The sequence below is a fragment of the Pigmentiphaga aceris genome (assembly GCF_008119665.1).
Classification (GTDB): Bacteria; Pseudomonadota; Gammaproteobacteria; order Burkholderiales; family Burkholderiaceae_B; genus Pigmentiphaga; species Pigmentiphaga aceris.
The window spans coordinates 3,733,171-3,759,722 of the sequence record NZ_CP043046.1 but is presented as its reverse complement, the minus strand read 5'-3'; the positions used below and the strand labels follow the sequence as shown (position 1 = coordinate 3,759,722).

Genomic DNA, 26,552 nt, shown 5'->3' with positions numbered 1-26,552 from the left:
GGCGCGTACGGTGGCTGGAGATGCAGATAGCGAAGACAAGACACTAGCCCCTTCTCAACAGCGGCTGGATAAGGCGCGTGAGGATGGGCAGGTGCCGCGTTCGCGCGAGCTTTCTGGAGCCTTGTCTACCTTCGCTGCAACCTGCGCTGTCGGATTCGGTGGTGCCATTCTGGTCGCGGACTCGCTGACCTGGATTCGCAGTTCCTTCATCGCCAGCGGGCGCATGGTGGCCACGGCGCGCGACAACAACGCGATCGTCAATGCCTTCTACGAAATGGTCGGACATGCCTTGATCAGCATTGCGCCGATCCTGGGGGCCGCCATGATCGCCGGCATCATCGGATCGATCGGCCTGGGCGGTTTGTTGTTGTCCAGCAAGGCCTTGATGCCTGACTTCAACCGTCTGAATCCGTTGACTGGCCTCGGGCGCATGTTTTCTTCGCGTGGCCTGGGCGAACTCGGCAAGTCCCTGTTGAAAGTGATTGTGCTGGGTGGCCTGGGTGCCTTGCTGTTCTGGCGCGGCAACGCCGACAAGATGGCGCTCATCGCCGGTACCCAGCCCAGCGCCATCACGGCGCTTGGCAATATGCTGCGCTTTGACATGCTGATCATGGCCAGCGGCCTGTTCATCATCGCGGCGGCCGACGTTCCTTTGCAGTGGTGGAACCACCACAAGCAAATGAAGATGACGCTGGAAGAAATGAAGCAGGAAAACAAGGAATCCGAGGGCGATCCGCATTTGAAGGGCAAGATCCGCCAGATGCAGCGCGAACGCGCACGCTCACGAATGATGCAATCGGTACCGACGGCGGACGTGGTGTTGACCAACCCGACGCATTACGCGGTAGCGCTCAAATACGAAGAAGGCAAGACAAGCGCCCCGCGCCTGTTGGCCAAAGGGACGGATGTGATCGCAGCACGTATTCGCGAACTCGCCGCCGAGAACAAGATCCCGGTATTGGAAAGCCCTCAATTGGCACGAGCCCTGTATCGCCACGGCGAACTCGAAAAAGAAATCCCCACGGCCTTGTTCCGTGCCGTAGCCCAAGTGCTGGCCTACGTCTACGCATTGCGCGCACCGGGCCCCTCGGTTGCGTGGCAGGCTGTCGACGTGCCCCCGGGCTGGGACCCCAATGACACGGATGCGATCGGTCGTGGCCGCCGTGCCAAGATCGCCGCTGAAAAAGTCGCTGCCGACAAAGCCGCTGCCGACAAAGCCGCAGCTGACAAAGGAGCATCCGCATGACGCCGGGTCGCAGCGTCACCATCGCAGGGCTGCGCTTCGAGGCCAGCCGCCTGCGCGAACTCGGGATGCCGCTGTTCATCCTGATGATTCTTGCAATGATGTTGCTGCCTTTGCCGCCAGCATTGCTCGACATCTTGTTCACGTTCAATATCGCCATCTCGCTGATGGTGTTGTTGGTAGCTACTTACACTCGCCGTCCGCTCGACTTCGCAGTGTTCCCGACGGTCATTCTGGTCACCACCTTGTTGCGCCTGTCGCTCAACGTGGCATCGACCCGAGTGGTGCTGTTGCACGGTCACACTGGTCCTGATGCGGCCGGCAAGGTGATCGAGGCCTTCGCAACCTTCCTGGTGGGCGGTAACTTCGCCGTCGGTATTGTGGTGTTCATGGTCCTCGTGATCATCAACTTCATGGTGGTGACCAAGGGTGCGGGCCGTATCGCCGAAGTGTCTGCTCGCTTCACGCTGGATGCGATGCCCGGCAAACAGATGGCGATCGACGCCGATCTGAATTCGGGTCTGATCAACGAAGCCGAGGCGCGCAAGCGTCGTGAAGAAATCAGCAGCGAGGCTGATTTCTTCGGTGCCATGGACGGTGCCTCGAAGTTCGTTCGCGGCGACGCCATCGCCGGCATCTTGATTCTTTTCGTCAACATCATCGGTGGCCTGATCATCGGTATGGGCCAGCACGACCTGAGCTTCGCCGAAGCGGGCAAGGTCTATGTGCTGCTGTCTATCGGTGACGGTCTGGTGGGTCAGGTACCTGCGCTGCTGATCTCGATTGCTGCCGGCCTGATCGTGTCTCGTGTGGGCGAGGGCGAAGACATCGGCACGGAAGTCGGCAAGCAGCTGCTGGGTTCGCCCCAGGCGCTTGCGATTTCGGCTGCCATCATCGGCCTGCTGGGGCTGATTCCAGGCATGCCGAACCTGGTGTTCCTGGTGCTGGCTGCCGGCATGGGTTACCTGGCGTTCCGTCTGGCAAAGAAGAATGCGGCGGCGGCTCAGGTCGTGGCCAAGCCCGCTGCGGCGGCTGTCGCGCCAGCAGAGTCGGCAGAAGCCACCTGGGAAGACGTCAGCCACGTGGACACCATTGGCCTGGAAGTGGGCTATCGCCTGATTCCGCTGGTCGACAAGAGCGCCGACGGCGAACTGCTCAAGCGGATCAAGGCGCTGCGCAAGAAATTTGCACAAGACGTCGGTTTCCTGCCGGCAGCCGTGCACATTCGCGACAACCTGGAGCTGCGTCCCGGTGCCTATCGCATCACGCTCAAAGGTGTGGTGATCGGCGAAGGCGACGTGCAGGCCAATGGTCTGCTGGCCATCAACCCAGGTAGGGTGACCCGCGAAATCCAGGGTACTCCCACGGTAGATCCGGCCTTCGGTCTGCCGGCGCTGTGGATCGACGCCGCTGGCCGTGAAGCGGCGCAGGCTGCGGGTTACACCGTGGTCGATCCGGGAACTGTGATCGCCACACACTTGTCGCACCTGTTGCACAGCAATGCTGCCGAGTTGCTTGGCCGCGGCGAACTGCAGGCACTGATCGACCACTTCACCGCGCAGACGCCGAAGTTGCTGGAAGATCTGATGCCCAAGCTGATTCCGATGGCAACGTTGCAGCGCGTGCTGCAGTCCTTGCTGGAAGAGGGTGTGCACATTCGCGATTTCCGCAGCATCGTCGATACGCTGGCCGACCATGCTGCCCGCACGCAAGACCCGGGCGAATTGACGGCTGCTGTGCGTATCGCCCTGGGCCGGGCCATTACCCAAGGCATCTTCGGGCCGACGGGCGATGTGGAAGTGTTGGCACTCGATCCCGATCTGGAACGCGTGCTGGCCAATGCCTTCGGTCGCGGCGATGCTGGGGCGATCGAGCCGATGCTGGCAGAGCGCTTGCTGCAGGATGCCAATCGCGCCGTCGACAGCATGGATGCCTTGGGCAAGCCGTCGGTGCTGCTGGTGCCCGACCGCCTGCGCAGTGGCATGGCTCGTCTGTTCCGTCGTACCGTGCCGCGCCTGAAGTTGCTGGCACATTCCGAAGTACCGGAGTCTCGCACCATCCGCGTCACGTCGACGCTGGGTGGACGTTGATCCTCCGCTGGTTTCATCGTTGCAATCTCTGCTTATTCCGACCCTACCGTCCGAGACATCATGAACTTGCGTAAATTCATTGCCACCAATACCCGGGACTGCCTGCGCATCATGCGCGAAGCACTCGGCGCGGATGCCATGATCGTGTCTACCCGGAAGACGGCAGATGGGGTCGAGATCGTGGGGGCCAGTGCGCAGGAAGTGCACGATGTACAAAACGCCGTGCTCGCGCCGGCCACGGTTGCGCCGCAGCGTCCGTCCTACAGCGTGCCCGCGCCGATTGGTCAAGATAGCGGCAGTGACAACGATACGGGCGAGACCGGTGGCCGCGCGTTGTGGGACGAGATCGAAGACGAACCCGTGCGCCTGTCGCCGGCTGCACGTGTGCTGGCACAGCAAAGCGGCACGCCGGCCTGGCCGCGCATGGATGAGGACCAGGCGCAGCACGTGGTGCGCTCCAATCTGCCGCAGGCAAGCCGTCCCCAACGTGAAGCCGTACACCCCGAACCTGAACGACCCCGCGTGCGCCCGATTGCAGAATCGGGCAGCCGCGTGTCGGAAACCGAACAAGGCATGCGCGAGACCCTGCGCCAGTCGCAACCCAGCTTGCCGGTAGCTGCCTCGCATTCGTCGCCTGAAGCCCAGCCAGCCGCAGCGCCCGCGATCTCGCCGGAAGATGCGCAGGCCATTGCTTCTGCCGCGACCGCACCGGTCATGGAAGAAATGCGCGCCATGCGTGAGTGGATGTCCCAGCAGATGGGCGCGCTGACCTGGCGTGATGCCACCCACCGCAACCCCATGCGTCGCAATCTGTGGCGCACGCTGGTCGACTCGGGTTTCTCGCCGGTGTTGGCGCGTACGATTCTGGCTCGCCTGCCCGACGATTACGCCGAGGCTCAAGCAGAACAGTGGTTGCGCGAAGTGCTGGTGCGCAATCTGCGCACGGTGCCGCTGGCTGACAGCATTGTCGAAAAAGGTGGCATTTACGCCATCGTCGGCCCGACGGGTGTGGGCAAGACCACGACCACGGCCAAGATCGCCGCGCGCTGCGTCGTGAAGTACGGTGCCCGTTCACTTGGTCTGATCACCACCGACCAATACCGGATCGGTGCCGTTGACCAGCTGCGTACCTTCGGCCGCATTCTGGGCGTCGATGTCTACACCGCACGCGGTGCCCAAGACCTTGAATCCACCTTGCTGGGCATGAGCGACCGCAAGCTGGTGCTGGTGGACACCACCGGTATGAGCCAGCGCGACGAGCGCATCCCCGAACATCTGCAATCCCTTGCCGTGACGAACGTGCAGCGCCTGCTGGTACTGCCGGGTGGTGCGCATGCAGAACAGGCCGAAGACATCGTCCAGGCGTATCGCGGCGACGGCCTGGCCGGCGCGATCATCTCCAAGCTCGATGAAGCGGTGCGCCTTGGCGGTCCGCTGGACGCCGCCATTCGTCATCAGCTGCCGCTGCATTTCCTGACCACGGGTCAGCGCGTACCGGAAGACTTGCACGGTGCCAACATCCAGTTGTTGGTGCATCGCGCGCTCAAGCAGCGCGGCTCGTCCTTGTTCGAGCTTGAAGGCGATGAGCTGGACTGGTCTTCAATGCCTGCGGTGGATGCCCCTTCCGGCAATCCGGCCCGCGTCTCATGATGGAGTCCTGACCGTGCAGGGCACGTCACTATATTCTGGCGAACTAACTGATCAGGCATCGGGCTTGCGTCGATTGCTGCAGCCTGCGACGCCGGTTGTCGAGATCGTCTGGGCAACCAATTCAGCCGTGCGCGCGGCTGCCATCCGGCGGCGTGTGCTGGCGTTGCGCCGCGAAGGTCGCGCACCCCTGGTGCTCGATCCGTCATACGGCGACCTGGCGCGGGCGTTCTCGGTCACGCCACGCTTCGAACTAGGCCATTTGCTGGACGGCCACACCACTGCCGATCACGCCTTGCACGCGATCGAGCCAGGCTGCTTCTTGCTGCCGGCAGCTCGCGCCTTGATGCGGGTTGTCAGTGGCGATGTAACCATGCAAGAGATTCTGGATGTTGTCGTGGCATTGCCGTCGGTGCCCGACATCCTGATCATCGGGGCAGGCCGCCAGCGGGCGAGCGAGCTTGCCTCGTGGAGTGGTGAAAACACGCGGTTCATCATGGTGGTTGATTCGCAGCCGGGGCAATTGATGACAGCCTATGTGCTGATCAAAGGGCTGCACGCCATCTTGCCGCAACTGTCGGTGTCTATCTGGGCGGGGGCCGCGGCGATGGAGGCCGCTACCCAGCTCAGCCTGACCGCCGAGCGTTTTCTCGGCTTGCACGCCGAGTTGGATATTTCCTGAATAAGATCTCATGTACAACCGAGCCGGCACGCTAGAACGTGATAGACAGCTGGAGCGCCATGTCCCCTTGGTGCGCCGCATGGCACACCACCTGGTGGCAAGGCTTCCTGCGAGTGTCCAGATCGAGGATTTGATCCAGGCCGGCATGATCGGCCTGATGGATGCGCTCGAACGATTCGAAGAGGGCATGGGTGCCCAGTTCGAAACCTACGCCACGCAGCGGGTGCGCGGTGCGATGCTCGACGAGTTGCGCCGCGGCGACTGGTTGCCGCGCAGCGTTCGACAGACGCAGCGCAAAATCGACGTGGCCATGCAGAAGCTTGAGCACAAGCAGGGGCGCGCACCGTCGGAAAACGAAATGGCCGAAGCGCTTGAGGTGCCGATCGACGAGTACCGGCACATGCTGGCCGATGCACGCGGCTCGCACCTCTTCTACTACGAGGATATGGACTCGGACGAAGATAGCGACAACTATCTGGACCGCCATATTGCCGACCATTCGGCAAATCCGCAGGAACGGCTGACCGATCGTCGTTTCAAGGAAGCGCTGGTCGAAGGTATCGAGCGCCTGCCCGAACGCGAGAAATTCGTGATGGGCCTGTACTACGAGCACGAGATGAACTTGAAGGAAATTGCTGCCGTGCTGGGCGTGACCGAGTCGCGCGTGTGCCAGCTGCATTCTCAGGCGGTTGCACGCCTGCGGACACGACTCAAGAGCTGGCGCGCCAATTGAGGTTCAGGTCGCTGGGCGACTGAATCGGCAAAAGGGATTTCTTACTGGGGATTTTGGGGATTTTCTAACTGCTTCTGGCTGACATCCGGCAACGGATCGTCGGCCGGATGTCTTTGCAGTACTGTGGTGGCACTGTTCTGCTGCGACGCTTAGACCGTCTTCAGCGTCAGTTGGCCGCCAGGACCGTATGTGGTCTCAAGACCGGCGGCACGTGCCAGTACTGCCAGGCGACTGCTGGCTGCGTGAGCTTGAATGTCGGAGAGTGCAGCAGCAACGCGCAGCGGCTTTGCCGTGTTCTCGATCCGGACACGCCATGCCTGGCGCACTGACTCATCTGCCGTGCTGAGTTGCTCTGCGAGTTCCGGCAAGACTTTTTGCAGGCTCAACAGGATTTGCGCGACTTCGCCCGCCAGACTGCGGACCAGGTCGGAATCGCCGCGTGCCATGGCATCGGTCAGCTGGGCACCCGTCGCATCGCAACGTTGCATCAAGGGCTCGAAGCGGCTGAGGGTAGCCGCGTCTACGCCTTGTAATCCCGCGAGGGAATTACCGGGAAGTGATGAGTTCGCGTTCAATTTGCAGGAACTTGTCTGCCACAGCTTCGGCGTTCACCTTGAACTTGCCGTCACGGATGGCTTGTTTGATTTCTTCGACGTGGGCAGCGTTGAAAGGTGCTTCGCTGCCTTGCGTCTCGCGCGATGCAGCCGACAGCTGGATCGATGAAGAGCTGGCGCTCACGCCGCTGGGCGCGCCTTGCTCGTTGGTCTGGCGAACGCGTGTTCCGGCCTGAGCATTGCTGCTGGGACGAAGCGGATCGGTACCGTTCTGGGTGATTTTCACGACATGACTCCTGCGATATACCCTAGTAACGGCGGGCCTGCTTAAAACTGTAGGGCTATATCGCCAGGAACTTTATCAGTTTGTGTATTTGGCGCGCTAGTTGCGCGGGCACGTGCCAGCATATGTTCTCACAGATGTACCTCGATCTGCTTGTCCGCGCGCAAGGTACCCGACACCGTTCGTCCGGATTCAAGTTTTACCCGGGCTGAACCGCCCACGGTCGACTGCTGAACGATTTCTCCGGCAGAGCGAACGGTAAATCCTTTGCCGATCAACAACACACGCACTTGTTCGCCAACACCCATGCGGGCTGCCGAGGTCAGTGCGTCTGGCGGAATTGGTTCACCGGCACGCAGCGGTCGCGTTACCCGTGAGCCGGCAAGACTTTGTTCATCAACGGTCACGCCGCGTGTCCAGCCAGCAACATCCAGCTCGGTCAAGGTCCAGTCGCCCTGTGCCAGCACGGAGCCTGCCTTGATCGGACGCGTGGGCACGGGAATCGTGGCGGTCAATGACACTTCGGCAGGCAGGCGCACTGTCCAGTTGCTGTCAGCGCAACGCAAGCCGATCTGCGTCTTGCCCCAGGATCTGGAGGAGGGCGGCAGGAAAACTTCGGGTTTGCAGGGCGCGTCAGCGGCTCTGGAGGCCAGTGTCGGCACCCGGACAGCGATTTCGGCACCCAGCACGTCGGCCTGGGATTGGGCGCGATCACGCAGCATCCGTTCGCCGATTTCAGCGATGGATTGCGCATCGACCGGGGCTGCCAGCAGCGGGGTCGATGCCAGCAGCGCGGTGGCCAGGGCAAGGGATCTGATCAGAAGCATGGACTGCACTTTACGCGCGGGGTGGGTACGCGAAGGTGGAAACAGGGGTAGAAATCCGTTCATTCTCGGGCTTTCAATGGATGGGCCAGGACGAATAATGCTTACACCTGATAAATAGGTTCGGAGCACGGCATGATTGGTCGCATCAACGATGAGTTCAACTTCAACGCGCAAGCGTTGCAACTGCGTTCGCAGCGGCAGGAGGTATTGACCGCCAATCTGGCCAATGCCGAAACGCCGAATTACAAGGCGCGAGATTTCGATTTCTCCACGGCCTTGAAAGAAGCCACTGGCGGCGGCAAGGCCATCGGCAGCGCAATGACCGTCAGCCTTGCCAGGACCCAGACCGGCCATATCGCCGGTTCGTCCACCGCAGGTTTGCCGGTCGCCATGCTTTATCGCACTCCCACGCAGGATGCGATCGACGGCAATACCGTCGATCCGGATCTGGAACGCGGCCAGTTCGCCGAGAACGCGCTGCGCTACGACGCGTCTCTTCGGATGCTGAGCGGCCAGATCCGCACGATGCAAACCGTCATGCAGAACAACTGATAGGAAGGATCGTCAATGTCGCTCAATAAGGCATTCGAGATCGCCAATACGGCGCTCACCGCCAACAGCCAGCGCCTGAGCACGGTGGCCAGCAACATGGCCAACGCGGAAAGCGTGGCCGGCCCCGATGGCGAGGTGTATCGCGGTCGCAAGGTGGTGTTCGAAGCGTTTTCGCTTCCGGGCAGCGCCAAGGATGCGAAAGCCGTGCGTGTGAAAGAGGTTGTCACCGACTCCGCACCCGGCAAGCGGGTCTATGACCCGAAGCACCCGCTGGCCGACGCCGATGGTTATCTGACCATGCCCAATGTCGAGGTCGTTGACGAAATGGTCGACATGATCGCGGCGTCGCGGGCGTATCAGACCAACGTCGAAATCATGAACACCACCAAAACTCTGATGCAAAAAGCCATCACTCTCGGAACCTGACGATGAGCCTTACCGTAAACAGCGGCGCCAGCACTGCGCCGATAGCGACCACCACCACTAAGGACACCACCGCCAACGACCTGTCGGAACAGTTCCTGAAGATGCTGGTTGCGCAGATGCAGAACCAGGATCCGATGAATCCGATGGACAACGCTCAGTTGACGTCGCAGCTTGCGCAGATCAGCACGGTCAACGGTATTTCTTCGCTGAACGACACCGTGGCTGGTCTGGGTAGCAACCTGGCAGGCATGCAATCGATGCAGGCCGCCGCGCTGGTGGGTCGTGATGTCGAAGTGCCGGGCAAGACGCTGGTGCTGGAAGAAGACTCGACGGTTCGCGGTGGTTTCGATGTGCCTTACGCCGTGGAAAACGCCAAGCTCACCATCGCCAATGCCGACGGTGCTGTGGTGTACACGTCCGATATGGGCAAGACCAAGGCCGGCACCACCCATTTTGACTGGGACGGCAAGGACTCCGATGGCAATCAGCTGCCTCCCGGCACCTACACCTTCGATGTGCAGTTGACCGCAAGCGGTGTGACCGGTGCGGCCACGACGCTGTCCACGGTAACGGTGCAAAGCATCCAGCCGGGCGCAGCGGGTACCAGGGTCATCGATAAAGGCGGCAACCAATACAACATGTCGGCCGTACGTCAGATCAGCTGATCTTCTACTACTGAATATCGTTCCGTACACGGGAGCATTGAATGAGTTTCCAGCAAGCACTGAGCGGTCTGAACGCCGCCTCCAAGAATCTCGACGTGATCGGCAACAACGTTGCCAACGTCAACACCATCGGTTTCAAGGCCTCGCGCGCCGAGTTCGCGGACGTCTTCGCATCGACGCTGGCCGGTTCGGTGTCGAACACCTCGGCAGGTATCGGTACCCGCGTCGCAAGCGTGTCGCAAACCTTCTCGCAAGGTGGCATCTCCATCTCGGATCGCCCGCTCGACGTGGCAATCAATGGTGAAGGCTTCTTCCGCATGGATGACAACGGCAGCGTTGTCTATTCGCGCAACGGTCAGTTCAAGGCCGACAAGGACGGTTTCCTGGTCAATAGCTCCAATGGCCTGAAGCTCACGGGTTACGGCGTGGATAACAACGGCAACGTCCTGACCTCGGCACCGGTGCCGCTGCGTCTGACGGTGGACACCATCAACCCGCGTGTCACCGCCCGTGCCGAGCAGGGCGTGAACCTGGATTCGCGTGTTGCGCCGATCGCGACGCTTACGCCGCCGACCTCTGCAACGCCGGGCCCGGTCACGCCCAAGCCTTTCGACCCGCTTGATACCTCGACCTTCACCAAGGCAACGTCGCTGACGGTGTTCGACACGCTGGGCAATTCCCACGTGCTGACCACCTACTACCGCAAGGTTCAGCCGGAGGCTGCACTGGTCAACGGTGAAGTGCAGTATTCCGGTGATGTGAAGTGGGAGGTCTACGCAGGCCTTGACGGCAAGATCACCACCGGCACGCCGCCGGTGTCCATCGTCGGTAGCGATGCCGGTGCCTTGGCTGACCCGGCTACCGGCAAGATTGCTGAACTGAAGTTCAATTCCAGTGGTAAACCGCTGCTCGCCGACACGGGTGCCGACTTCAATCCGACCCTGACCATCAAGGGTGCCGGTACGGACGACGTGCTGAACAATGGTGCTGCGGACATCGAGTTCCTGTTCGACATGAGCGCCACCACCCAGTACGGCCAGATCTTCGGGATCAACGTCCAGGATCAGGACGGCTACACCTCGGGTGAGCTGACGGGTTACTCGATTGGTGCCGACGGCATCGTGCAAGCGCGTTACTCCAACGAACAAACCCGTGCGCAAGGCCAGATCGTGCTGGCCACGTTCAAGAGCCCGCAAGGCTTGTCGAGCCTCGGCAACAACCTGTTCGCCGAGACCGGTTCCTCGGGTGGCCCGCGTGTCGGCGAACCCGGCAGCAGCAACATCGGTTCGTTGCAATCCGGCGCACTGGAAGAGGCCAACATCGATCTGACATCGGAACTCGTCAACATGATCACTGCGCAGCGTGCCTATCAGGCCAACTCGCAGACCATCAAGACGCAAGACTCGATCATGCAGACGCTGGTCAATCTGCGCTGATACGGCTTTGGCGGCGTGGCGCGCCTGTTGGCGCGCGCGCTGCAGACTTTCAGGAAATATCGATTCATGGACCGCTCGCTTTTCATTGCAGCCACCGGCACGCGCGAACTGATGCGCCGCCAGGACATTCAGGCCAATAACCTTGCCAACGCGTCGACGCCCGGCTTTCGTGCCGAGTTGGCCGCACAACGTACGGCACCGGTCAGCGGCGGCAATCTGCTGTCCACCCGTGCCTACGCAGTCGAGTCGGCGTCAGGTGCTGATCTGACGCCGGGCGCAATGATGGCGACCGGCCGTACGCTCGATGTCGCCATTCAGGGCGATGGCTGGCTGGCCGTGCAAACGGCCAACGGTGCCGAAGCGTATTCGCGCGGCGGCAGCTTGGCGATCTCGCAGAACGGCCAGTTGGTCGACGCAGGAGGCCGGCCGGTCGTGGGTGAGGGCGGTGCGATCGCCATCCCGCCCGATAGCGATGTGGATATTTCGCACGACGGCACGATTACCGCCATTGCTCTGAACGATCGCGCGCAAGCGCAGATCGTCGGCCGGATCAAGCTTGTCAACCCGACGCGCGCGCAGTTGTCGCGTGGCGAAGACGGTGTGTTCCGCAGCACCAACGGTCAGCCGCTTCAGGCCGACAATACGGTGCGACTGGCTGCCGGCATGGTGGAAGGCAGCAACGTGAATGCGATCGAGTCGATGGTCAACATGATTTCTTCGGCGCGACACTTCGAGATGCAGACGCAGTTCATCGAAAACACCAAACAAAACCAACAAGCGGCGACCCAGTTGCTGTCGTTGACCTAATCGCCCCAGGGCGCGAAGAAAAAAAGGAATACCCGCCATGATGCGTTCCCTGTGGATTGCGAAGACCGGTCTCGATGCTCAGCAGACCCAACTCGATGTCATCTCGAATAACCTGGCCAACGTCAGCACCAACGGTTTCAAGCGTTCGCGCGCCGTGTTCGAAGATCTGCTGTATCAGACCCTGCGTCCGGCAGGCACGCAGGCTACCCAGGACAACCAGGTGCCGGCCGGCCTGACCGTTGGTACCGGTGCACGTCCTGTCGCCACGGTGCGCAACTACACGCAGGGCGCACTGCAAAAGACCGACAACTCGCTCGACGCCGCCATCAACGGCAACGGTTTCTTCCAGGTGCAGCTGGCAGACGGCACGCTTGCCTACACGCGTGACGGCAGCTTCCAGCCCGACAACCAGGGCCAGATCGTGACCAGCAACGGCTTGGTCGTCGACCCCGGCCTGGTGATCCCGGAAAACACCCGCAACATCGCCATCGGCCAAGACGGCACGGTCACCGTGACGGTGGCTGGCCAGGCGCAACCGGTGCAGATTGGTCAGTTGCAGGTTGCCACCTTCATCAACCCGGTCGGCCTCCAGCCGCTGGGTCAGAACCTGTTTGCTGAAACCGCTGCCTCCGGCGTGCCGACGGTCAATGCGCCGGGTCAGAACGGTGCCGGCCTGATCAACCAAGGCTACGTGGAAGCATCGAACGTGAACGTGGTGGAAGAGCTGGTCGGCATGATCCAGACCCAGCGCGCCTACGAAATCAATTCGCGTGCGATTTCGACCAGCGACCAGATGCTGCAAAAGATCACGCAGCTCTGATGAAGACAAGCGGGAAACGAGAAATGAATATCCGTGTGCAAAGCATTTTCGCGTCGCTTCGTGGCTTGGCGGCCGTGGGCGCGCTGCTGGTATTGAGCGCGTGCGCCGCACCCAAGATCGATATCAGCGGTCCGACCACGATTCGCCCGGTCGACCCGGTGGCCGTGCAGGCGTCGCGTCGCGCAAGCGGCGGCATCTATGCAGACGCTGTTGCTTACCGTCCGCTGTTCGAAGATCGCCGCGCACGTAACATCGGCGACACGCTGGTGGTGCGAATCGAAGAGCGTATCGATGCTACGCAGCGGAACAATTCGTCCGCTTCCCGCACAGGCTCTGCAAGCCTGGGCATCCCGCTGATCAACAAGCTGCCCTTTGCGAAGGGCCTTGGCGGCACGGGGCTTGATGCCAATTCGGCCAACACCTTCGACTCGAAAGGTGCAACCGGTGCGTCGAACCTGTTGACCGGCACGATTGCGGTCACGGTGATGGAAGTGCTGGGTAACGGCAACCTGATTGTCGCCGGTGAAAAGCAGTTGGGCACCAACCAGGAAACCGAGCGGATTCGCTTCTCTGGCGTGGTCAACCCCGCCAGCATCGTGGGTGCCAATACCGTCAGTTCCACTCAGGTAGCCGATGCACGCATCGAATACCGCGGTGAAGGTGCGATCGACTCGGCACAGACCGCCGGTTGGTTGACGCGCTTCTTCTTCTCGTTCCTGCCGATCTAAGGCTCGTCTATGTCGACTCTCGTTTCCTTGGCTCCCCGAAATCTGGCGCTGCGCCTGCGTACCTTGCTGGGTTGCGCGTTGGCCGGTGTGGCCTTGGTCACCGCAGTTGCGCCTGCCCACGCCGCCCGCATCAAGGACATCGCGTCCTTGCAGGGCGTGCGTAACAACCAGGTGGTGGGTTATGGTCTGGTGGTCGGCCTTGATGGAACGGGCGACCAGACCACACAGACGCCGTTCACCACGCAATCCTTGATGGCGATGCTGTCGCAGCTTGGCGTGAACGTTCCGCCTGGCACGCGACTGCAACTGAAAAACGTGGCAGCCGTGATGGTGACGGCAACGCTTCCGCCGTTCGCCCAGCCCGGTCAAACCCTGGATATCACCGTCAGTTCGATGGGTAACGCCAAGTCGCTGCGCGGCGGCACGCTGGTGCTGACCCCGTTGAAGGGCGCGGACGGCCAGGTCTATGCGCTGGCACAGGGCAACCTGGCGGTGGGTGGTGCCGGTGCCTCGGCGGGTGGCAGCAAGGCGCAGATCAATCATCTGAGCGCAGGTCGCGTGCCGAACGGTGCAACCGTGGAACGTGAAGTACCTACCGCATTCGGTGACGATCACCCGTTGCGCCTTGAACTGTTGCAGGCCGATTTCTCGACTGCCAAGTCGGTGGTCGATACCGTCAATCGTCGTTTTGGCCAGAATATTGCACGTGCGCTGGATTCGCGCGTGATCGAAGTCATTGCCCCGCCGGGACCGGATGGTCGCGTCGAATTCATGGCAAGCATCGAAGAGTTGGAAGTCACGCGGGGTCGTGTTGCGGCCAAGGTCGTGGTCAATGCGCGCACCGGCTCGGTCGTCATGAACCAGAGCGTGCGGCTGAACCCGGTCGCAGTTGCTCACGGCAATCTGACCGTCACGGTCAACAACGCACCGGAAGTCAGCCAGCCCAACGCATTCAGCAATGGCGAAACGGTAGTCGTGCCGCGTACCGACATCCAGGTTACACAGCAGGGCGGTGCCCTGATCCAGCTCGATGGCGGTGCGCAGCTGTCTGAAGTGGTGAAAGCCTTGAACATGCTGGGCGCATCGCCGGCAGACCTGATCTCGATCCTTCAGGCCTTGCAGTCGTCAGGCGCGCTGACCGCCGAGCTGGAGGTTATCTAAGATGGCAAGCCCCCCAGCTGGCAGCGGCATGGCCCTGGATGCGCGTGGGCTTGATTCGCTGAAACGCGACGCGCGCGACAATCCCCAAGCGGCAATGAAGCGTGCCGCACGCCAGGTGGAAGCCCAGTTCACGCAAATGCTGCTCAGCCAGATGCGCCAGTCCTCCATGGCAGGCGAAGGTGGCATTGCAAGCATCTTCAACAGCCCGGCGGCAAAGTCCTGGCAGCAGATGATGGACCAGCAGATGTCGCAGGTGCTGGCAGGGGTGCCCAGCGCGCAAGCCGGCAGTGGTACGCCAACCGCTGGTGGGGTCGATGCCGATGCGCTGAAAATGGCTGCAATTACCCGTACCGTGCCGAACCAGCACGGCTTGGGGCTGGCCGACATGATTGAAAAGCAGTTGTCGCGCCAGATGATCTCGCCAGCCAGTCTGCGCGAGTCGGCAGGCGACATCACCATGTCCACCTTGTCACTGGCTGACGCAAGCAAGTCTGCCCAGGGCATGGCTTACGATCCGCGCGCCCGCGTGGTGGCTGGAAGCTCCGGCTTCAGCACGGCAGGCTACACGCCTGGTGGTGGTTTCAACCCCGGCATGGGTGGCTTTGCGCCGCGTCGTATTCAGAACGGCAAATTCGAAACGCCGATGGTCGAGACAAAGTCGTCTGCCATCGACCCCGACTTGCCGGCAGATCAGGCGCGCGAAGCGTTCGTCAAAAAGTTCTACCCGGCTGCAAAGCGTGCCGAGGCCGCCACCGGCATTCCTGCCGAGTTCATGGTGGGCCAGGCTGCGCTGGAATCCGGCTGGGGGCGTCGCGAAATCCGTGGCGACGACGGCAAGCCTACGCACAACCTGTTCGGCATCAAGGCCACGAACTGGAGCGGCAAGGTATCGGTCAACACCACGACGGAATACACCAACGGCAAGGCAGAGCGGGTGCAAGAGGCCTTCCGTGCCTACGATTCCTATGACCACGCTTTCGAGGATTACGCCCGTCTGCTGGCCAAGAACCCGCGCTATGCCGGTGTTGTTCAGGCGGAAACGCCAGAACAGTTCGGTCATGGCATGCAAAAGGCCGGTTACGCAACCGATCCGAAGTACGGCGAAAAACTTACTGGCACCATCAAGGTGACCAAACGACTGGCGATGTAATCGTCGCCTCAAGTGCCGCTGGTCACGTCGTGATGGTGCTCCGTTACGGTGAATTTGCCCAGGCAATAATTCTGCGCGAATCGGGTTCAAGATTTCGAATGGCCCGCCGTTAATACAGATAGAAGATATAAATAGCGGGTGGATGATGAGTCTGATGGGATCGGCCCTTAGTGGCCTCAATGCAGCGCAAGCTTCCTTGGCAACGGTGTCGCACAACATCGCCAATGTGAATACTCCGGGTTATACCCGCCAGGAAGTGGCGCAGACCTCGACGCTTGGCCAATACACCGGCGCAGGTTTCATCGGTAACGGCGTCCAGGTGACGCTGGTGCGACGCATTTATGACGAGTTCCTGACCAATCAGGCTACCCGCGCGCAAAGCCAGTCCAGCTATCACGACAGCTACGATGCGTCGATGACCCAGCTGATGAATACGCTTGGCGACGCCAAGACCGGCGTCAACGTGTCGGTCGACAAGTTCTTTACGTCGATGCAGGATTTCAGCGCGCGTATCGGTGAACCGGCTGCCCGTCAGACGGCGCTGTCGTCGGCTGAAGCCATGGCCGCCCGGTTCCGCACCGCAAGCGATGCCCTTGATTCGCTGCGCAATGGTGCCAACCAGCAGATCGCCACGGATGTCGCCGCCATCAATCAGCTGTCGCAAGGTATCGGCCAGCTGAACGAACGTATCGGCATTGCGCAGGGTACGGCCAGCGGCAACCAGCCGAATGACTTGCTCGATCAGCGCGACGCCCTGGTGCGCGAGTTGAACAAGCTGGTCGGTGTGTCCACCACGGTTCAGGACGGCACGTCGCTGAACGTCTTCCTGTCCAGCGGCCAGCCCCTGGTCGTAGGCAATATCGTGTCCTCGCTGGTGTCCACCGACGACCCGAACAGCCTGAACGGCGCGCGCCTGGAGCTGAAGACCAACGGAAACAACGTGGTGCTGCGCGAAGACGACGTCTCTGGCGGCGATCTGGGTGCAACGCTGAGCTTCCGCAACAACGAATTGGCCAAATCGCAAGACGATTTGGGCAAAATCGCCATCACGCTGGCCGCGGCACTCAACAAACAAAATCAGTTCGGTCTGGACGCCAATGGCGACCAAGGCAAGGCCCTGTTCACCGTCGGTCCTCCGCTTGCCTATGGCGCGAAGTCCAATGCGGCCGCATCCAAGCTGGATGTGTCGATTGCCGACACGCGCAACATGGTGGCCAGCGACTACGCCGTGTCCTTCGACGGTACCAACTACAGCGTTCGTCGCCTGAGCGACAACAACACGACGACCATTCCGACCGGTTCCCTGGCGGCAGATGGCACGTTCACGGTCGATGGCTTGAAAGTCAAGCCCACCATGGCGTCGGGTGACACCTTCACCATCAATCCCTCGCGTCAAGCTGCTGCGGGGCTGAACGTGCTGCTGAAGGATTCCAAGAATCTGGCTGGCGCAGCACCGATGGCTTTGGTCAACGGAACGGCCAACACCGGTTCGGCAGTGGTCAGCCGATTGACGTCTTCCGGTCAGGGCACCCCGAACTTCAACAATTCGATCACCGTCAAATTCGCAGCCAACGGTGCGTACGAATTGTTCGATGCCGGCACGGAAGCTGCACCGAATGTGCCGCCGGTCTCGGTGGGCACTGGCACCTATACCGGGCCCAACGGAAAGATTGCCCACAACGGCTGGTCGTTCGAAGTGTCCACGACACCTGCCGCTGGTGACGAGTTCACGGTCAAGGCTGGTGCGACCGACCCGACTGGCGACAATCGTAACGCCACCGCGATGGCATCTTTGACCTCGGCCAAACTGCTCAATGGCTCGACGCTGACGCAAAACTACGCGGTGCTGGTGTCCGATATGGGTAGCCGCGCCAATGAAATTACCGCAGGCAAAGCTGCCTACGGTGTGATCTTGAGCCAGGCGATCGTGGAAGAGCAATCTGCTGCGGGCGTCAACCTTGATGAAGAAGCCGCCAAGCTGTTGCGTTTCCAGCAAGCTTACGCAGCCTCCGGCAAAGTATTGGCCATCGCATCCTCGCTGTTCGATACGATTCTTGCTGCGCTCAACTGATCTCGTTGATCGCTCTGTTTTCCCTCTTGCAGTCGCGGCGGTGCCAGGCCGATCTGCCGACCGCGCGACACTTTGACTTGAAGGACGCCCCATGCGTGTAAGCACCAATATCCAGTTCGATGCCGGACTTCGTGCCATGACCACCCAGCAATCCGAAATCGCGCGCTTGTCGCAGCAAATTTCGGGTGAGCGCAAGGTGTTGAATCCTGGCGACGATCCGATTGCTGCCGCGCGCGAAGTGACGCTGACCGCGACCAAGGCCGCGTATGAGCAGATGATCAAGAACCAGGGCGATGTGAATGATTCGCTGAAGCAGATCGAAAACACCCTCGACACTGCTCGCGAAGCGATTGGCACCTTTCGCACCAAACTGATTGCCCTGAACAGCGGTGCACTCAATGATGCCGATCGCGCCAGCCACATCAAAGACATGGAAAGCCTGCGTGATCAGCTGATCAGCGTGGCCAATCAGTCCGACGGTAATGGCAACTTCCTGTTCTCGGGTTACGCCGCCAAGACGCAGCCGTTTGTTGCTGACGGGGCAGGGCAGATTGCGTACAACGGCGACATCGGCGTGCGTGAAGTTCAAATTGGACCGACCCGCACCATGGCGGCGAACATGACGGGTGATTACCTGTTCATGAGCGTTCCCACCGGCAACGGCAAGGTGGAAGGCACGGCCACGTCGACCAATACGGGTTCGGGCTACATGAAGAACGTGTCCGTGACGGACAACGCCGCCTGGAAGGCTGCCGAAGCCGCAGGCCCGTACAGCGTGGAGTTCGTGTCCACCACGACCGGCACCACCACCAACGGCATCGCGGTCAATCAGACCGTGACGGATCCTGCTGCGTGGGGCAAGGCTGCTGCGAACAAGCCGTTCTCGCTGGAGTTCACGGACGCCACGACGTACACCTTGACTGATGGCAAGGGCGTTACCAGTACCGGCACCTACACGCCCGGCGCGCCGCTGACCATCAACGGCATGCAGATGAATTTCGGTACCGACCCGGCAGCGGGTGACAAGTTTGCAATCGGTGATGTTGCTGGCAAGTATCAGGTCAGCAATGGCGCCGGCGCAGTCGTGGGTACTGGGACGATTGATCCTGCCAAGGGCGGAAGCGTGACCTTTGCCGGCATCACGCTCGACGTTTCCGGCGTGCCTAATGCCGGCGACACGTTCACCTTCAAGCAGCCTGGCACCGCAGATATTTTTGCATCAATGCAAGCTGCCATTGATGCTGCAAAGATCCCTGCCGCCGACGCCGCAAACGGAGCCACGCAGCGAAACAATGTGCTGCGCGAAATGATGGCCAATATCGACGGCGGCCTGAACCGTTTGTTGGATGCCACGACGACCTTGGGCTCTCGTCAGGACGAGCTTGACGCGCTTACCGGTCAAGACACCGTCAGCCGCGATAACGTCTCTGCCCAGATCACCAAGGAAGTTGGCATGGGCACGCAAGATCTGGTTGCTGCAATCAGCGAATTGGCACAGCGCAACCTGTCGCTGCAAGCTGCGCAGAAGGTCTACGCGCAAGTGTCGAACATGTCTCTGTTCAACATCATCTGAATTCCCGGTACCAAGGCATCGGTCATTGCACCGATGCTTTTTCCTGGATACACGCTCAACCGTGTACAGCAAAGCCGCCTTCCAGGGCGGCTTTTTTGTTGGGTCGCGCCAGTTTTAACAGCGCTTTTGCTGTCGGGTAAGAATTCGTCGCAACCCGGGTGTGATTCATCTGCTCTAATCATGCAAACTTAGCAGTAACCCGGTAAGGTACGCGCTGCCCACTTTACGGAATAGCCATGCTCCATCAAGTCTTCACCGTGCTGGTAGTCGACGATGAACCGTTGAATCTTGAGCTCATTGCCGAGCATCTCGACGATTCCCGTTTTCGCCTGGTACGCAGTGTTGACGGTGTGCAGGCGTGGGATTCTCTGGATATGTTGGGCAGCGAAGTCGATGCGGTTGTGCTCGACCGCATGATGCCGGGCATGGACGGTATGGAATTGCTGGGGCGCATTCGCCGTGACCCGCGCTTCGCCGATCTTCCCGTGATCTTGCAGACCGCGGCAGCGGAAAAGCATCAGGTCATCGAAGGTATTCGCCGGGGTGCTTTCTATTATCTGGCCAAGCCCTACGACCGCGATATTCTGGTGTCGGTGGTGAATGCCGCGATTGAATCGCGCCAGCACCGCAAAGCGCTGCGTCGTCGTATCGATGACGCCCAGGAAATTTTCCTGCGTATGGAATCAGCTGAATTCTCGTTCAGCACGCTGACCGAAGCCCGCCAGCTGGCCACCTTTTTTGCCCGCCTGTGCCCAAGCCCGGACGCCACCGTCATCGGCTTGGCTGAACTGATGATCAACGCAGTGGAACACGGCAATCTGGGCATTGGTTATGCCGAGAAAGGGCGCTTGAACAACGTAGGCGGCTGGTCTGCCGAGGTGGAACGCCGCATGGGCTTGCCGGAATATCGTGACCGGGTAGCCACCATCGGATTCGTGCGCAGCCCGTCCACGCTCAGTTTCACCATCAGCGACCAGGGTGATGGTTTCAGCTGGCCCGATTACCTGCACATGTCGCCAGACCGTGCCTTTGCCACGCATGGCCGGGGTATTGCCATGGCGCGCATGCTGGCTTTCCACGAACTGTTGTACCGCGATGGCGGCCGCCAGGTGATTGCGACGATCCCCTTGCCTTGACGATATCCCTGTTGCCCGTCCAAAAAAATGCCCCGCAAAAAAACGGGGCATTTTCTTTTGGAGCAAGCACTTGCTTCGCGTAATCGGCTTATTCCACCAGCTTGTGCTTCAAGGCGTAGTGGGTCAATTCTGCATTGTTCTTCAGGCGCATTTTTTCCAGCAGGCGGGCGCGATATACCGACACCGTCTTGGGCGACAGCGACATCTGCTCGGCGATTTGCGACAGGGTATGGCCCGAGGCGATCATCGACATGGTCTGATATTCGCGGTCTGACAGACGTTCGTGCAGCGGTTGGTCGGCATCTTGCCCAATGTGGGTGGCCAGTTGCTCGGCGAGTTCGGGGGTGATGAATTTCTTGCCCTTGGCCACCGTACGAATCGCCTGGATGACCGTCTCCGGCGGCGAATTCTTGTGCAGATAGCCTGAAGCACCCGCCTTCACACTACGCACGGCATACTGGTCTTCCGGGTACATGCTGAGCATCAGCACTGCCGTGGTGGGCCAGCGTTCCTTGACCAGTTTCAGCGCGTCCAGCCCATTTTTGCCGGGCATCGAGATATCCATCAACACGACGTCTGAGTCCTGTTTGCGCAGGACGTCCAGTAATTCACCGCTGTCAGCCGCTTCGCCGACAACATTGATATCGGTTTCGGCTTGGGCAATCTGGCGCAGCCCGGAACGCACGATGGCGTGGTCGTCGACGATGACGAGGCGGATCATGAATTCGATTCCGAAAGTGTAGAGGGGTCTGCGGCGTTACCGGGCGCAGGAAACGCGCCCGCGCCTAGCGGGATCGAGATCATCAAGGTCGTGCCGGTTGCAGTCGCGTCGTCGCCGCGCCCCGTGGGTTGGACGGCACCGATGTCCATCCAGCCCCCCAGGCTGCGAATGCGTTCCATCATGCCGCGCAGTCCGAACGAGGTCTGTTTGCGCAGGGCGTCGCTGCTCATGCCCCGGCCGTTGTCGGTGACTTCAAGGGTCAGGCTGTGCTCATCGGCGAACAGCTCGACATCGATCCGGTTGGCATCAGCGTGTTTGTAGATGTTGGTCAAGGCTTCCTGGAAGATCCGGAACAGGCTGGTGGACTGTTCCAGGTCAAGCGACAGGTCGTCCTGATTGGTGTTCAGATTTACCGGGATGCCCGTGCGCTGCGCAAAATCCCGGGCCTGCCATTCAATGGCCGCAACAATCCCGAAGTCCAGCACCGGCGGGCGCATCGAGCGCGCAATTCTGGAAATCGCCACGCCCAAAGACGCTACCAGCTGCTCGGCAACATCCAGGCGCTGTGCCGTGTCGGTTTCCTGCGAATTTCGCCGCGCCATGGTCAGTTCGGCGCGGATACGGGTCACGAGTGCACCCAGGTCATCGTGAATTTCACGGGCTAGTTCTGCGCGTTCCTGCTCACGCAGGCGGTCGGCGTGGCGTGACAGTTCACGCAGTTGCTCTTCGGCATGCAGGCGCTGGCGGCGCGTCTGCGCCGCGCGCAGGCTGCGTTTGAGCGCAGGCGGCAGGCGACGCAGGTTGTTCTTCATGATGTAGTCGTCGGCACCGGCCAGCATTGCCTCGACGGCAGCACCTTCACCGATTTCACCGGACACGATCAGGAAGGGCACATCGGCGTTGTGGTGCTGCGCCAGTTCCAGTGCCGCCTCGGCATTGAACGTCGGCAGCGAATAGTCGCTGATGATGGCGTCCCAGGACTGTGCGCCCAGGGCATCGCGCATTTCCTGCTCGGTTTCGACCCGGCGCGGCTGGAATGAAATACCAGCCCGGCGCAGGGTAGCCTGCATCAACGCGAAGTCGCTGACGGAATCCTCGATGAACAGCACCGCCAGCGGGCGAGCATCTGCCGCCGGAGCATCGGGCGTCGCAGCAGCTGGCACGGGATTCGGGGTATGCGAACGTGCAGCGAAAGGGGGAATTGCGTCGGCGTCTTGCATGGGGAAAGGAGGCTTCTCGATCGGAACGTTTTTGCGGTGGAGATGGGCTGGGATATACCCGAATCCGTAACCCAGGCACCATGGCGCATGGCATCTTAGCGCTGTTATGGCGGTCAGCGCGGCGATATCGAAAGACTTGGCCTCGAATATCGCGGCTTATTGCAGATAGTTGTTTTTACCCCTGAAGGGCGGATCACGCTGGTACGTCAAACGCGCAGATTGGCGCAAGTTGTTGTTCGGTTCAGACGGCGTAATTGGCCGAATGCACGGATAATCATACCGTGTGCGCAAGTCATTCGACTTACTGCACCTGGTCTTGCAAGGCGTCACTTAATTGAATGTCAGAAATCCGTTCCCGGCGGCAGCACTGCACGCCGCGACTACTAGCCCTGCTGTCGGCGTACCCAGCGAATTTGCTTTTGATCTGCAGGATTTCGAGCTCGTTCGCACGCTGCTGAAACAGCACACAGGTATTTCGCTTTCCGAGAGCAAGCGCGGCATGGTCTATAGCCGTCTTGCGCGTCGCCTGCGGGCCACCGGTCAGCGCAATTTTCGCGATTATCTGAATGGATTGCGTCAGGGCACTGCTGAGTGGGAGCAGTTTGTCAATGCGCTTACCACCAATCTGACGTATTTCTATCGCGAATCACACCATTTCGAGACACTGGCCACCTTGTTGCGCACGCGGGCAAAACCCGGCACCAAGCTGCGTGTCTGGTGCTCGGCTGCATCTACCGGTGAAGAGCCCTGGACGATTGCGCTGACGGCGGCCGAAGTATTCGGCAGCCTCACGCCACCCGTGGAAATACTGGCCACCGACCTTGATACCGGCGTGCTGGCCACTGCCCGCAAAGCCACGTACAACGCCGAAACCGTTTCCAAGGTGCCAGAAGCATTGGTACGCCGGTATTTCATTCGGGAAGCCTCGGGGGACTTCACCGTGCGTCCGGAATTGCGCAGCCTGGTGACCTTCAAACAGCAAAATCTGCTTGATGCGAATTGGCAAGCCAAAGGTCCGTTTGATGCGATATTCTGCCGAAACGTACTGATTTATTTTGATCGTGATACGCAATTGCAGATCGTGTCGCGGTTTGCACCCATGTTGGCACCAGGTGGCTCGCTGTTTGTGGGCCACTCCGAAAACTTTGCACACGGTCAGCGGGCGTTGCGCCTGACTGGCCGTACCGTGTACGTGCGCGACGACGCATGACAGGAGGCCCGATGCGCAATATTTGCCTCGGAGAGTTGTCATGACAGCAGTACTTGCATCCGGCATTCCGGTCGATCGACGCATGCTGATCGTGATCGGTGCATCCACGGGGGGCACGGAGGCCTTGCGCGACGTATTGTCTGCGTTGCCCGCAGATTTGCCGCCGGTTGCCATCACCCAGCACATGCCCCCGGGTTTTACGCGCAGTTTCGCCGAAAGACTGGACAAGCAATGCGCGCTGCACGTGAAGGAAGCGGTAGATGGCGAACGCATGCTGCCTGGGCATGCTTACATCGCGCCGGGCGATTCGCATCTGGCAATCCGTACGTCTACGTTCGGCTACACCACACAGTTGCTGAACACCGAGCCGGTCAACCGTCACCGGCCATCTGTTGAAGTGCTGTTCCTGTCGGCCGCACGGCTGGCCGGCCCGGGCTGTGTCGGGGTAATGCTGACCGGCATGGGCAAAGATGGCGCTCAGGCCATGCTGACGCTGCGTCAGGCTGGCAGCTACAACATGGCGCAGGACGAAGCGACCTCAGTGGTGTTCGGCATGCCACGGGAAGCGATTGCCCTGGGCGCAGCGCATGAAACGGTGCCGCTGTCGCAGGTGGCGGCACGCATTGTGGCGGCGGTGCGTCACCAGTACGCGGCACTCAATAACCGTCATGGTAGCGACATGCTCCTGGCGCAGCCAGGCAATGTCCGTGGCGGGCAAGGTGACTGAAAGTATGGGCACGCGCTGTCTATGCATTGACGCGTAACGACAGCCCTCTGGCGTGCAATAAAAAACGGGCCGGATGCAGCAATGCATCCGGCCCGTTTTCATGATCAGCGCTTGACCAGCACTGATCAGCAGTACTGGCTTATTTCAAACCCAGCACATCCTGCATGTCGAACTGACCATTGCTGTGTTCGCCCAGGAAGCGAGCGGCGCGCAGGCTGCCTGCGGCGTAGTTCACGCGGCTGGCAGAACGATGCGTGATTTCGATGCGTTCACCCGGACCGCAGAAATACGCCGTGTGCTCGCCCACGATGTCGCCACCACGCACGACCGAGAAACCGATCTTGCCGGCCTCGCGCTCACCCGTGACGCCGTGGCGATCGAACACCGCGATGTCGTCCAGTTCCTTGCCCCAGGTGCGGGCAATCGCTTCGCCCATGCCCAGCGCCGTGCCGGAAGGTGCATCTACTTTGAGCTTGTGGTGTGCTTCGAACACTTCCACATCGTAGGTTTCCTGCAGGATGCGGGCAGCCACTTCAAGCAGCTTGAAGGTCACGTTCACCCCCACGCTCATGTTCGGTGCGAACACGATGCCGATGTGCTGCGAGGCCGCCTTGATGGCGGCTTTGCCCGACGCGTCGAAGCCCGTGGTGCCGATCACCAGCTTCACGTTGTGACGCACGCAGGCGGTGATGTGCTCCAGCGTGCCTTCCGGGCGCGTGAAGTCGATCAGCACGTCGGCACCGGCCAAGGCGTCGAGCTGATCGGTGATCAGCACGCCGGTGGTACGGCCAATGGGTTCGCCCGCATCGCGCCCGATGGCGGGGCTGCCTGCGTGGTCCAGGGCAACGGCAAGCGTCAGGTCGTGGGCACCGAGCACAGCTTCAATCAGCATGCGGCCCATGCGCCCGTTGGCGCCGGCAATGGCAATGCGCATGACCTTACTCCCTGATCAGGCGCGGCGACGGCGCAACGCTCGGATCCATCGGATCGGTCATGGGCTGCACGTCACGATTGATCGTCGCGCGCGGCTTCTCGGTGTTGGGAGCCGCCGTGTCAGCGGGGCGGCCGGGCAGCGGATTGCCCGAGCCCACTTCCGCAGGCGTGGTCACCGGCGGACGTTGTGCCGGATTGTCGATCGGCACATTCACGGCGCGAGGAGGCGGTTCCTTCTGGAAAGGCTGGCGATCCGGCATTTCGTCGCCACCCCAGCGGGCCAGGCGGTCGTTCTCGAAATACACCGTCAACAGACGCTGCTCGGGCTTGCCACGGCCAGGATTGAAGGTATAGGGATAGTCCCAGCGGTCGGCGTGGAAGATGTCGGCCAGCGCCGGGCTGCCCAGCGCGAAACGGACCTGCTCGCGGGTCATGCCGGGCTTGAGCAATGCCACCATTTCCGAGGTCACCCAGTTGCCCTGCTGGACGTCGGAGCGATAGGGCGTGATGAAGCCGGGGACGTAGCTGTTGTACGCGCCGCAGGCGCTCAGCGCCAGGACGGCGGCCAGTGCAGAGGGCGCACGCAGAACGCGCAACGACTTGCGCATTGGCTCGAACAAAGACTTGGGAGCATTCGGCACAGGAGCAGAATCCGTTAAGACTGGTGAAACCGCTATCATAAGGGTTGTATCGAAGGAAAGGGCTGTACCTCCAAATGAGCGACCAAAGCGAACTGAAAAGCATCGGGCTGAAAGCGACGTTTCCCCGGCTGAAAATCCTGGATGTGTTCCGCAAAGCTGAACACCGGCACATGAGCGCCGACGACGTCTATCGACTGTTGATGACGGAAAACGTCGACATCGGTCTGGCGACCGTTTATCGCGTTCTGACACAATTTGAAGAAGCTGGCATCTTGCTGCGCAGTCAGTTCGACGGCGGCAAGTCCGTGTTCGAGCTGAACGGCGGCGAACACCATGACCACTTGGTCTGTACCAGCTGCGGCATTGTGGAAGAGTTTCACGACGCCGAGATCGAGCGCCGCCAGCAGGAAATCGCGGATCGCCACGGTTTCACGCTGACCGAACACGCGTTGTCGCTGTACGGACTGTGCGGGGCCTGTAAGCCGGCCGCCCGGGCCTAAGACCACAGGGCGGCGG

General features: G+C 60.8%; 26 protein-coding genes and 1 pseudogene. 20 read left to right on the top strand and 7 right to left on the bottom strand.

From position 1 onward, the window contains the following. Window positions 1–10 precede the first annotated feature (10 nt). From flhB to FXN63_RS16280, 5 genes are all read left to right on the top strand, one after another. A complete protein-coding gene (flhB, locus tag FXN63_RS16300) occupies window positions 11–1,246 on the top strand; it encodes a flagellar biosynthesis protein FlhB (RefSeq protein ID WP_148816277.1) in 1,236 nt (411 codons plus the stop codon). Beyond that, the gene (gene flhA / locus FXN63_RS16295; protein WP_148816276.1) at window positions 1,243–3,333 is read left to right on the top strand and encodes a flagellar biosynthesis protein FlhA; all 2,091 of its coding nucleotides are present in this window, start codon (window positions 1,243–1,245) and stop codon (window positions 3,331–3,333) included. Before flhB ends, flhA begins: the two co-directional genes overlap by 4 nt. Before the next feature lie 60 nt (window positions 3,334–3,393). Then, window positions 3,394–4,983, top strand: a complete 1,590-nt coding sequence (gene flhF, locus FXN63_RS16290; protein WP_148816275.1) for a flagellar biosynthesis GTPase FlhF — start codon at window positions 3,394–3,396, stop codon at window positions 4,981–4,983. A 64-nt stretch (window positions 4,984–5,047) separates the two neighbouring features. Continuing rightward, window positions 5,048–5,662: a MinD/ParA family ATP-binding protein gene (locus tag FXN63_RS16285; RefSeq protein ID WP_148816274.1), complete on the top strand. Its 615-nt coding sequence runs from the start codon at window positions 5,048–5,050 to the stop codon at window positions 5,660–5,662. A 10-nt stretch (window positions 5,663–5,672) separates the two neighbouring features. Further along, window positions 5,673–6,395: an RNA polymerase sigma factor FliA gene (locus FXN63_RS16280; protein WP_148816273.1), complete on the top strand. Its 723-nt coding sequence runs from the start codon at window positions 5,673–5,675 to the stop codon at window positions 6,393–6,395. A 149-nt stretch (window positions 6,396–6,544) separates the two neighbouring features. On the opposite strand, the gene FXN63_RS16275 is transcribed toward FXN63_RS16280, so the two are convergent. The 3 genes from FXN63_RS16275 to flgA all read right to left on the bottom strand — a co-directional run bounded on the left by FXN63_RS16275 (window position 6,545) and on the right by flgA (window position 8,059). After that, window positions 6,545–6,883, bottom strand: coding sequence for a hypothetical protein (locus FXN63_RS16275; RefSeq protein WP_148816272.1), 339 nt, complete (start codon window positions 6,881–6,883; stop codon window positions 6,545–6,547). 58 nt (window positions 6,884–6,941) lie between these two features. Further along, the gene (gene flgM, locus FXN63_RS16270) at window positions 6,942–7,235 is read right to left on the bottom strand and encodes a flagellar biosynthesis anti-sigma factor FlgM (protein ID WP_148816271.1); all 294 of its coding nucleotides are present in this window, start codon (window positions 7,233–7,235) and stop codon (window positions 6,942–6,944) included. Between the two features lie 128 nt (window positions 7,236–7,363). Continuing rightward, window positions 7,364–8,059: a flagellar basal body P-ring formation chaperone FlgA gene (gene flgA / locus FXN63_RS16265; RefSeq protein ID WP_187394920.1), complete on the bottom strand. Its 696-nt coding sequence runs from the start codon at window positions 8,057–8,059 to the stop codon at window positions 7,364–7,366. A gap of 132 nt (window positions 8,060–8,191) precedes the next feature. On the opposite strand from flgA, the gene flgB reads away from it, so the two are divergent. From flgB to FXN63_RS16205, 12 genes are all read left to right on the top strand, one after another. Next, window positions 8,192–8,611 carry a flagellar basal body rod protein FlgB gene (gene flgB, locus FXN63_RS16260; RefSeq protein ID WP_148816269.1) on the top strand — a complete coding sequence of 140 codons (420 nt, stop codon included), beginning with the start codon at window positions 8,192–8,194 and terminating at the stop codon, window positions 8,609–8,611. A 15-nt stretch (window positions 8,612–8,626) separates the two neighbouring features. Then, entirely contained in the window at window positions 8,627–9,037 is a 411-nt protein-coding gene (gene flgC, locus FXN63_RS16255) for a flagellar basal body rod protein FlgC (RefSeq protein WP_148816268.1), read from the top strand. Between the two features lie 2 nt (window positions 9,038–9,039). Beyond that, entirely contained in the window at window positions 9,040–9,702 is a 663-nt protein-coding gene (locus tag FXN63_RS16250; RefSeq protein ID WP_148816267.1) for a flagellar hook assembly protein FlgD, read from the top strand. Window positions 9,703–9,743: 41 nt separating this feature from the next. Further along, window positions 9,744–11,138, top strand: a complete 1,395-nt coding sequence (gene flgE / locus FXN63_RS16245) for a flagellar hook protein FlgE (protein WP_148816266.1) — start codon at window positions 9,744–9,746, stop codon at window positions 11,136–11,138. 66 nt (window positions 11,139–11,204) lie between these two features. After that, window positions 11,205–11,945, top strand: a complete 741-nt coding sequence (flgF, locus tag FXN63_RS16240) for a flagellar basal-body rod protein FlgF (RefSeq protein WP_148816265.1) — start codon at window positions 11,205–11,207, stop codon at window positions 11,943–11,945. 37 nt (window positions 11,946–11,982) lie between these two features. Further along, entirely contained in the window at window positions 11,983–12,765 is a 783-nt protein-coding gene (gene flgG / locus FXN63_RS16235; RefSeq protein ID WP_148816264.1) for a flagellar basal-body rod protein FlgG, read from the top strand. A 23-nt stretch (window positions 12,766–12,788) separates the two neighbouring features. Then, the gene (locus tag FXN63_RS16230; RefSeq protein WP_148816263.1) at window positions 12,789–13,493 is read left to right on the top strand and encodes a flagellar basal body L-ring protein FlgH; all 705 of its coding nucleotides are present in this window, start codon (window positions 12,789–12,791) and stop codon (window positions 13,491–13,493) included. Window positions 13,494–13,502: 9 nt separating this feature from the next. Beyond that, window positions 13,503–14,654, top strand: a complete 1,152-nt coding sequence (locus FXN63_RS16225) for a flagellar basal body P-ring protein FlgI (protein ID WP_148816262.1) — start codon at window positions 13,503–13,505, stop codon at window positions 14,652–14,654. A gap of 1 nt (window position 14,655) precedes the next feature. Beyond that, window positions 14,656–15,804 carry a flagellar assembly peptidoglycan hydrolase FlgJ gene (flgJ, locus tag FXN63_RS16220; protein ID WP_148816261.1) on the top strand — a complete coding sequence of 383 codons (1,149 nt, stop codon included), beginning with the start codon at window positions 14,656–14,658 and terminating at the stop codon, window positions 15,802–15,804. Window positions 15,805–15,958: 154 nt separating this feature from the next. Continuing rightward, window positions 15,959–17,875, top strand: a complete 1,917-nt coding sequence (flgK, locus tag FXN63_RS16215) for a flagellar hook-associated protein FlgK (protein WP_187394919.1) — start codon at window positions 15,959–15,961, stop codon at window positions 17,873–17,875. A gap of 91 nt (window positions 17,876–17,966) precedes the next feature. After that, window positions 17,967–19,448, top strand: a complete 1,482-nt coding sequence (flgL, locus tag FXN63_RS16210) for a flagellar hook-associated protein FlgL (protein WP_148816259.1) — start codon at window positions 17,967–17,969, stop codon at window positions 19,446–19,448. Between the two features lie 236 nt (window positions 19,449–19,684). Continuing rightward, complete coding sequence (locus tag FXN63_RS16205) at window positions 19,685–20,584, top strand: response regulator (RefSeq protein WP_148816258.1); 900 nt, start codon at window positions 19,685–19,687, stop codon at window positions 20,582–20,584. An 88-nt stretch (window positions 20,585–20,672) separates the two neighbouring features. Here FXN63_RS16205 and FXN63_RS16200 read toward each other — a convergent pair whose 3' ends face one another. Next, complete coding sequence (locus tag FXN63_RS16200) at window positions 20,673–21,305, bottom strand: response regulator (RefSeq protein ID WP_148816257.1); 633 nt, start codon at window positions 21,303–21,305, stop codon at window positions 20,673–20,675. Further along, entirely contained in the window at window positions 21,302–22,525 is a 1,224-nt protein-coding gene (locus FXN63_RS16195; protein WP_148816256.1) for a hybrid sensor histidine kinase/response regulator, read from the bottom strand. The genes FXN63_RS16200 and FXN63_RS16195 overlap by 4 nt, the downstream gene beginning before the upstream one ends. Window positions 22,526–22,859: 334 nt before the next feature. Between FXN63_RS16195 and FXN63_RS16190 the strand changes: the two genes are divergently transcribed. Both FXN63_RS16190 and FXN63_RS16185 read left to right on the top strand, forming a co-directional pair. Further along, the gene (locus FXN63_RS16190; protein WP_425468612.1) at window positions 22,860–23,735 is read left to right on the top strand and encodes a CheR family methyltransferase; all 876 of its coding nucleotides are present in this window, start codon (window positions 22,860–22,862) and stop codon (window positions 23,733–23,735) included. Window positions 23,736–23,820: 85 nt separating this feature from the next. Continuing rightward, window positions 23,821–24,462, top strand: a pseudogene (locus FXN63_RS16185) (CheB methylesterase domain-containing protein); the annotation flags it as partial. Window positions 24,463–24,601: 139 nt separating this feature from the next. Here the strand turns inward: FXN63_RS16185 and dapB are convergent. Both dapB and FXN63_RS16175 read right to left on the bottom strand, forming a co-directional pair. Further along, window positions 24,602–25,396, bottom strand: a complete 795-nt coding sequence (dapB, locus tag FXN63_RS16180; RefSeq protein ID WP_148816254.1) for a 4-hydroxy-tetrahydrodipicolinate reductase — start codon at window positions 25,394–25,396, stop codon at window positions 24,602–24,604. Between the two features lie 4 nt (window positions 25,397–25,400). Next, window positions 25,401–26,003: an outer membrane protein assembly factor BamE gene (locus tag FXN63_RS16175; RefSeq protein ID WP_187395238.1), complete on the bottom strand. Its 603-nt coding sequence runs from the start codon at window positions 26,001–26,003 to the stop codon at window positions 25,401–25,403. Between the two features lie 107 nt (window positions 26,004–26,110). Between FXN63_RS16175 and fur the strand changes: the two genes are divergently transcribed. After that, window positions 26,111–26,536, top strand: a complete 426-nt coding sequence (gene fur, locus FXN63_RS16170) for a ferric iron uptake transcriptional regulator (protein WP_148816252.1) — start codon at window positions 26,111–26,113, stop codon at window positions 26,534–26,536. Window positions 26,537–26,552 lie beyond the last annotated feature (16 nt).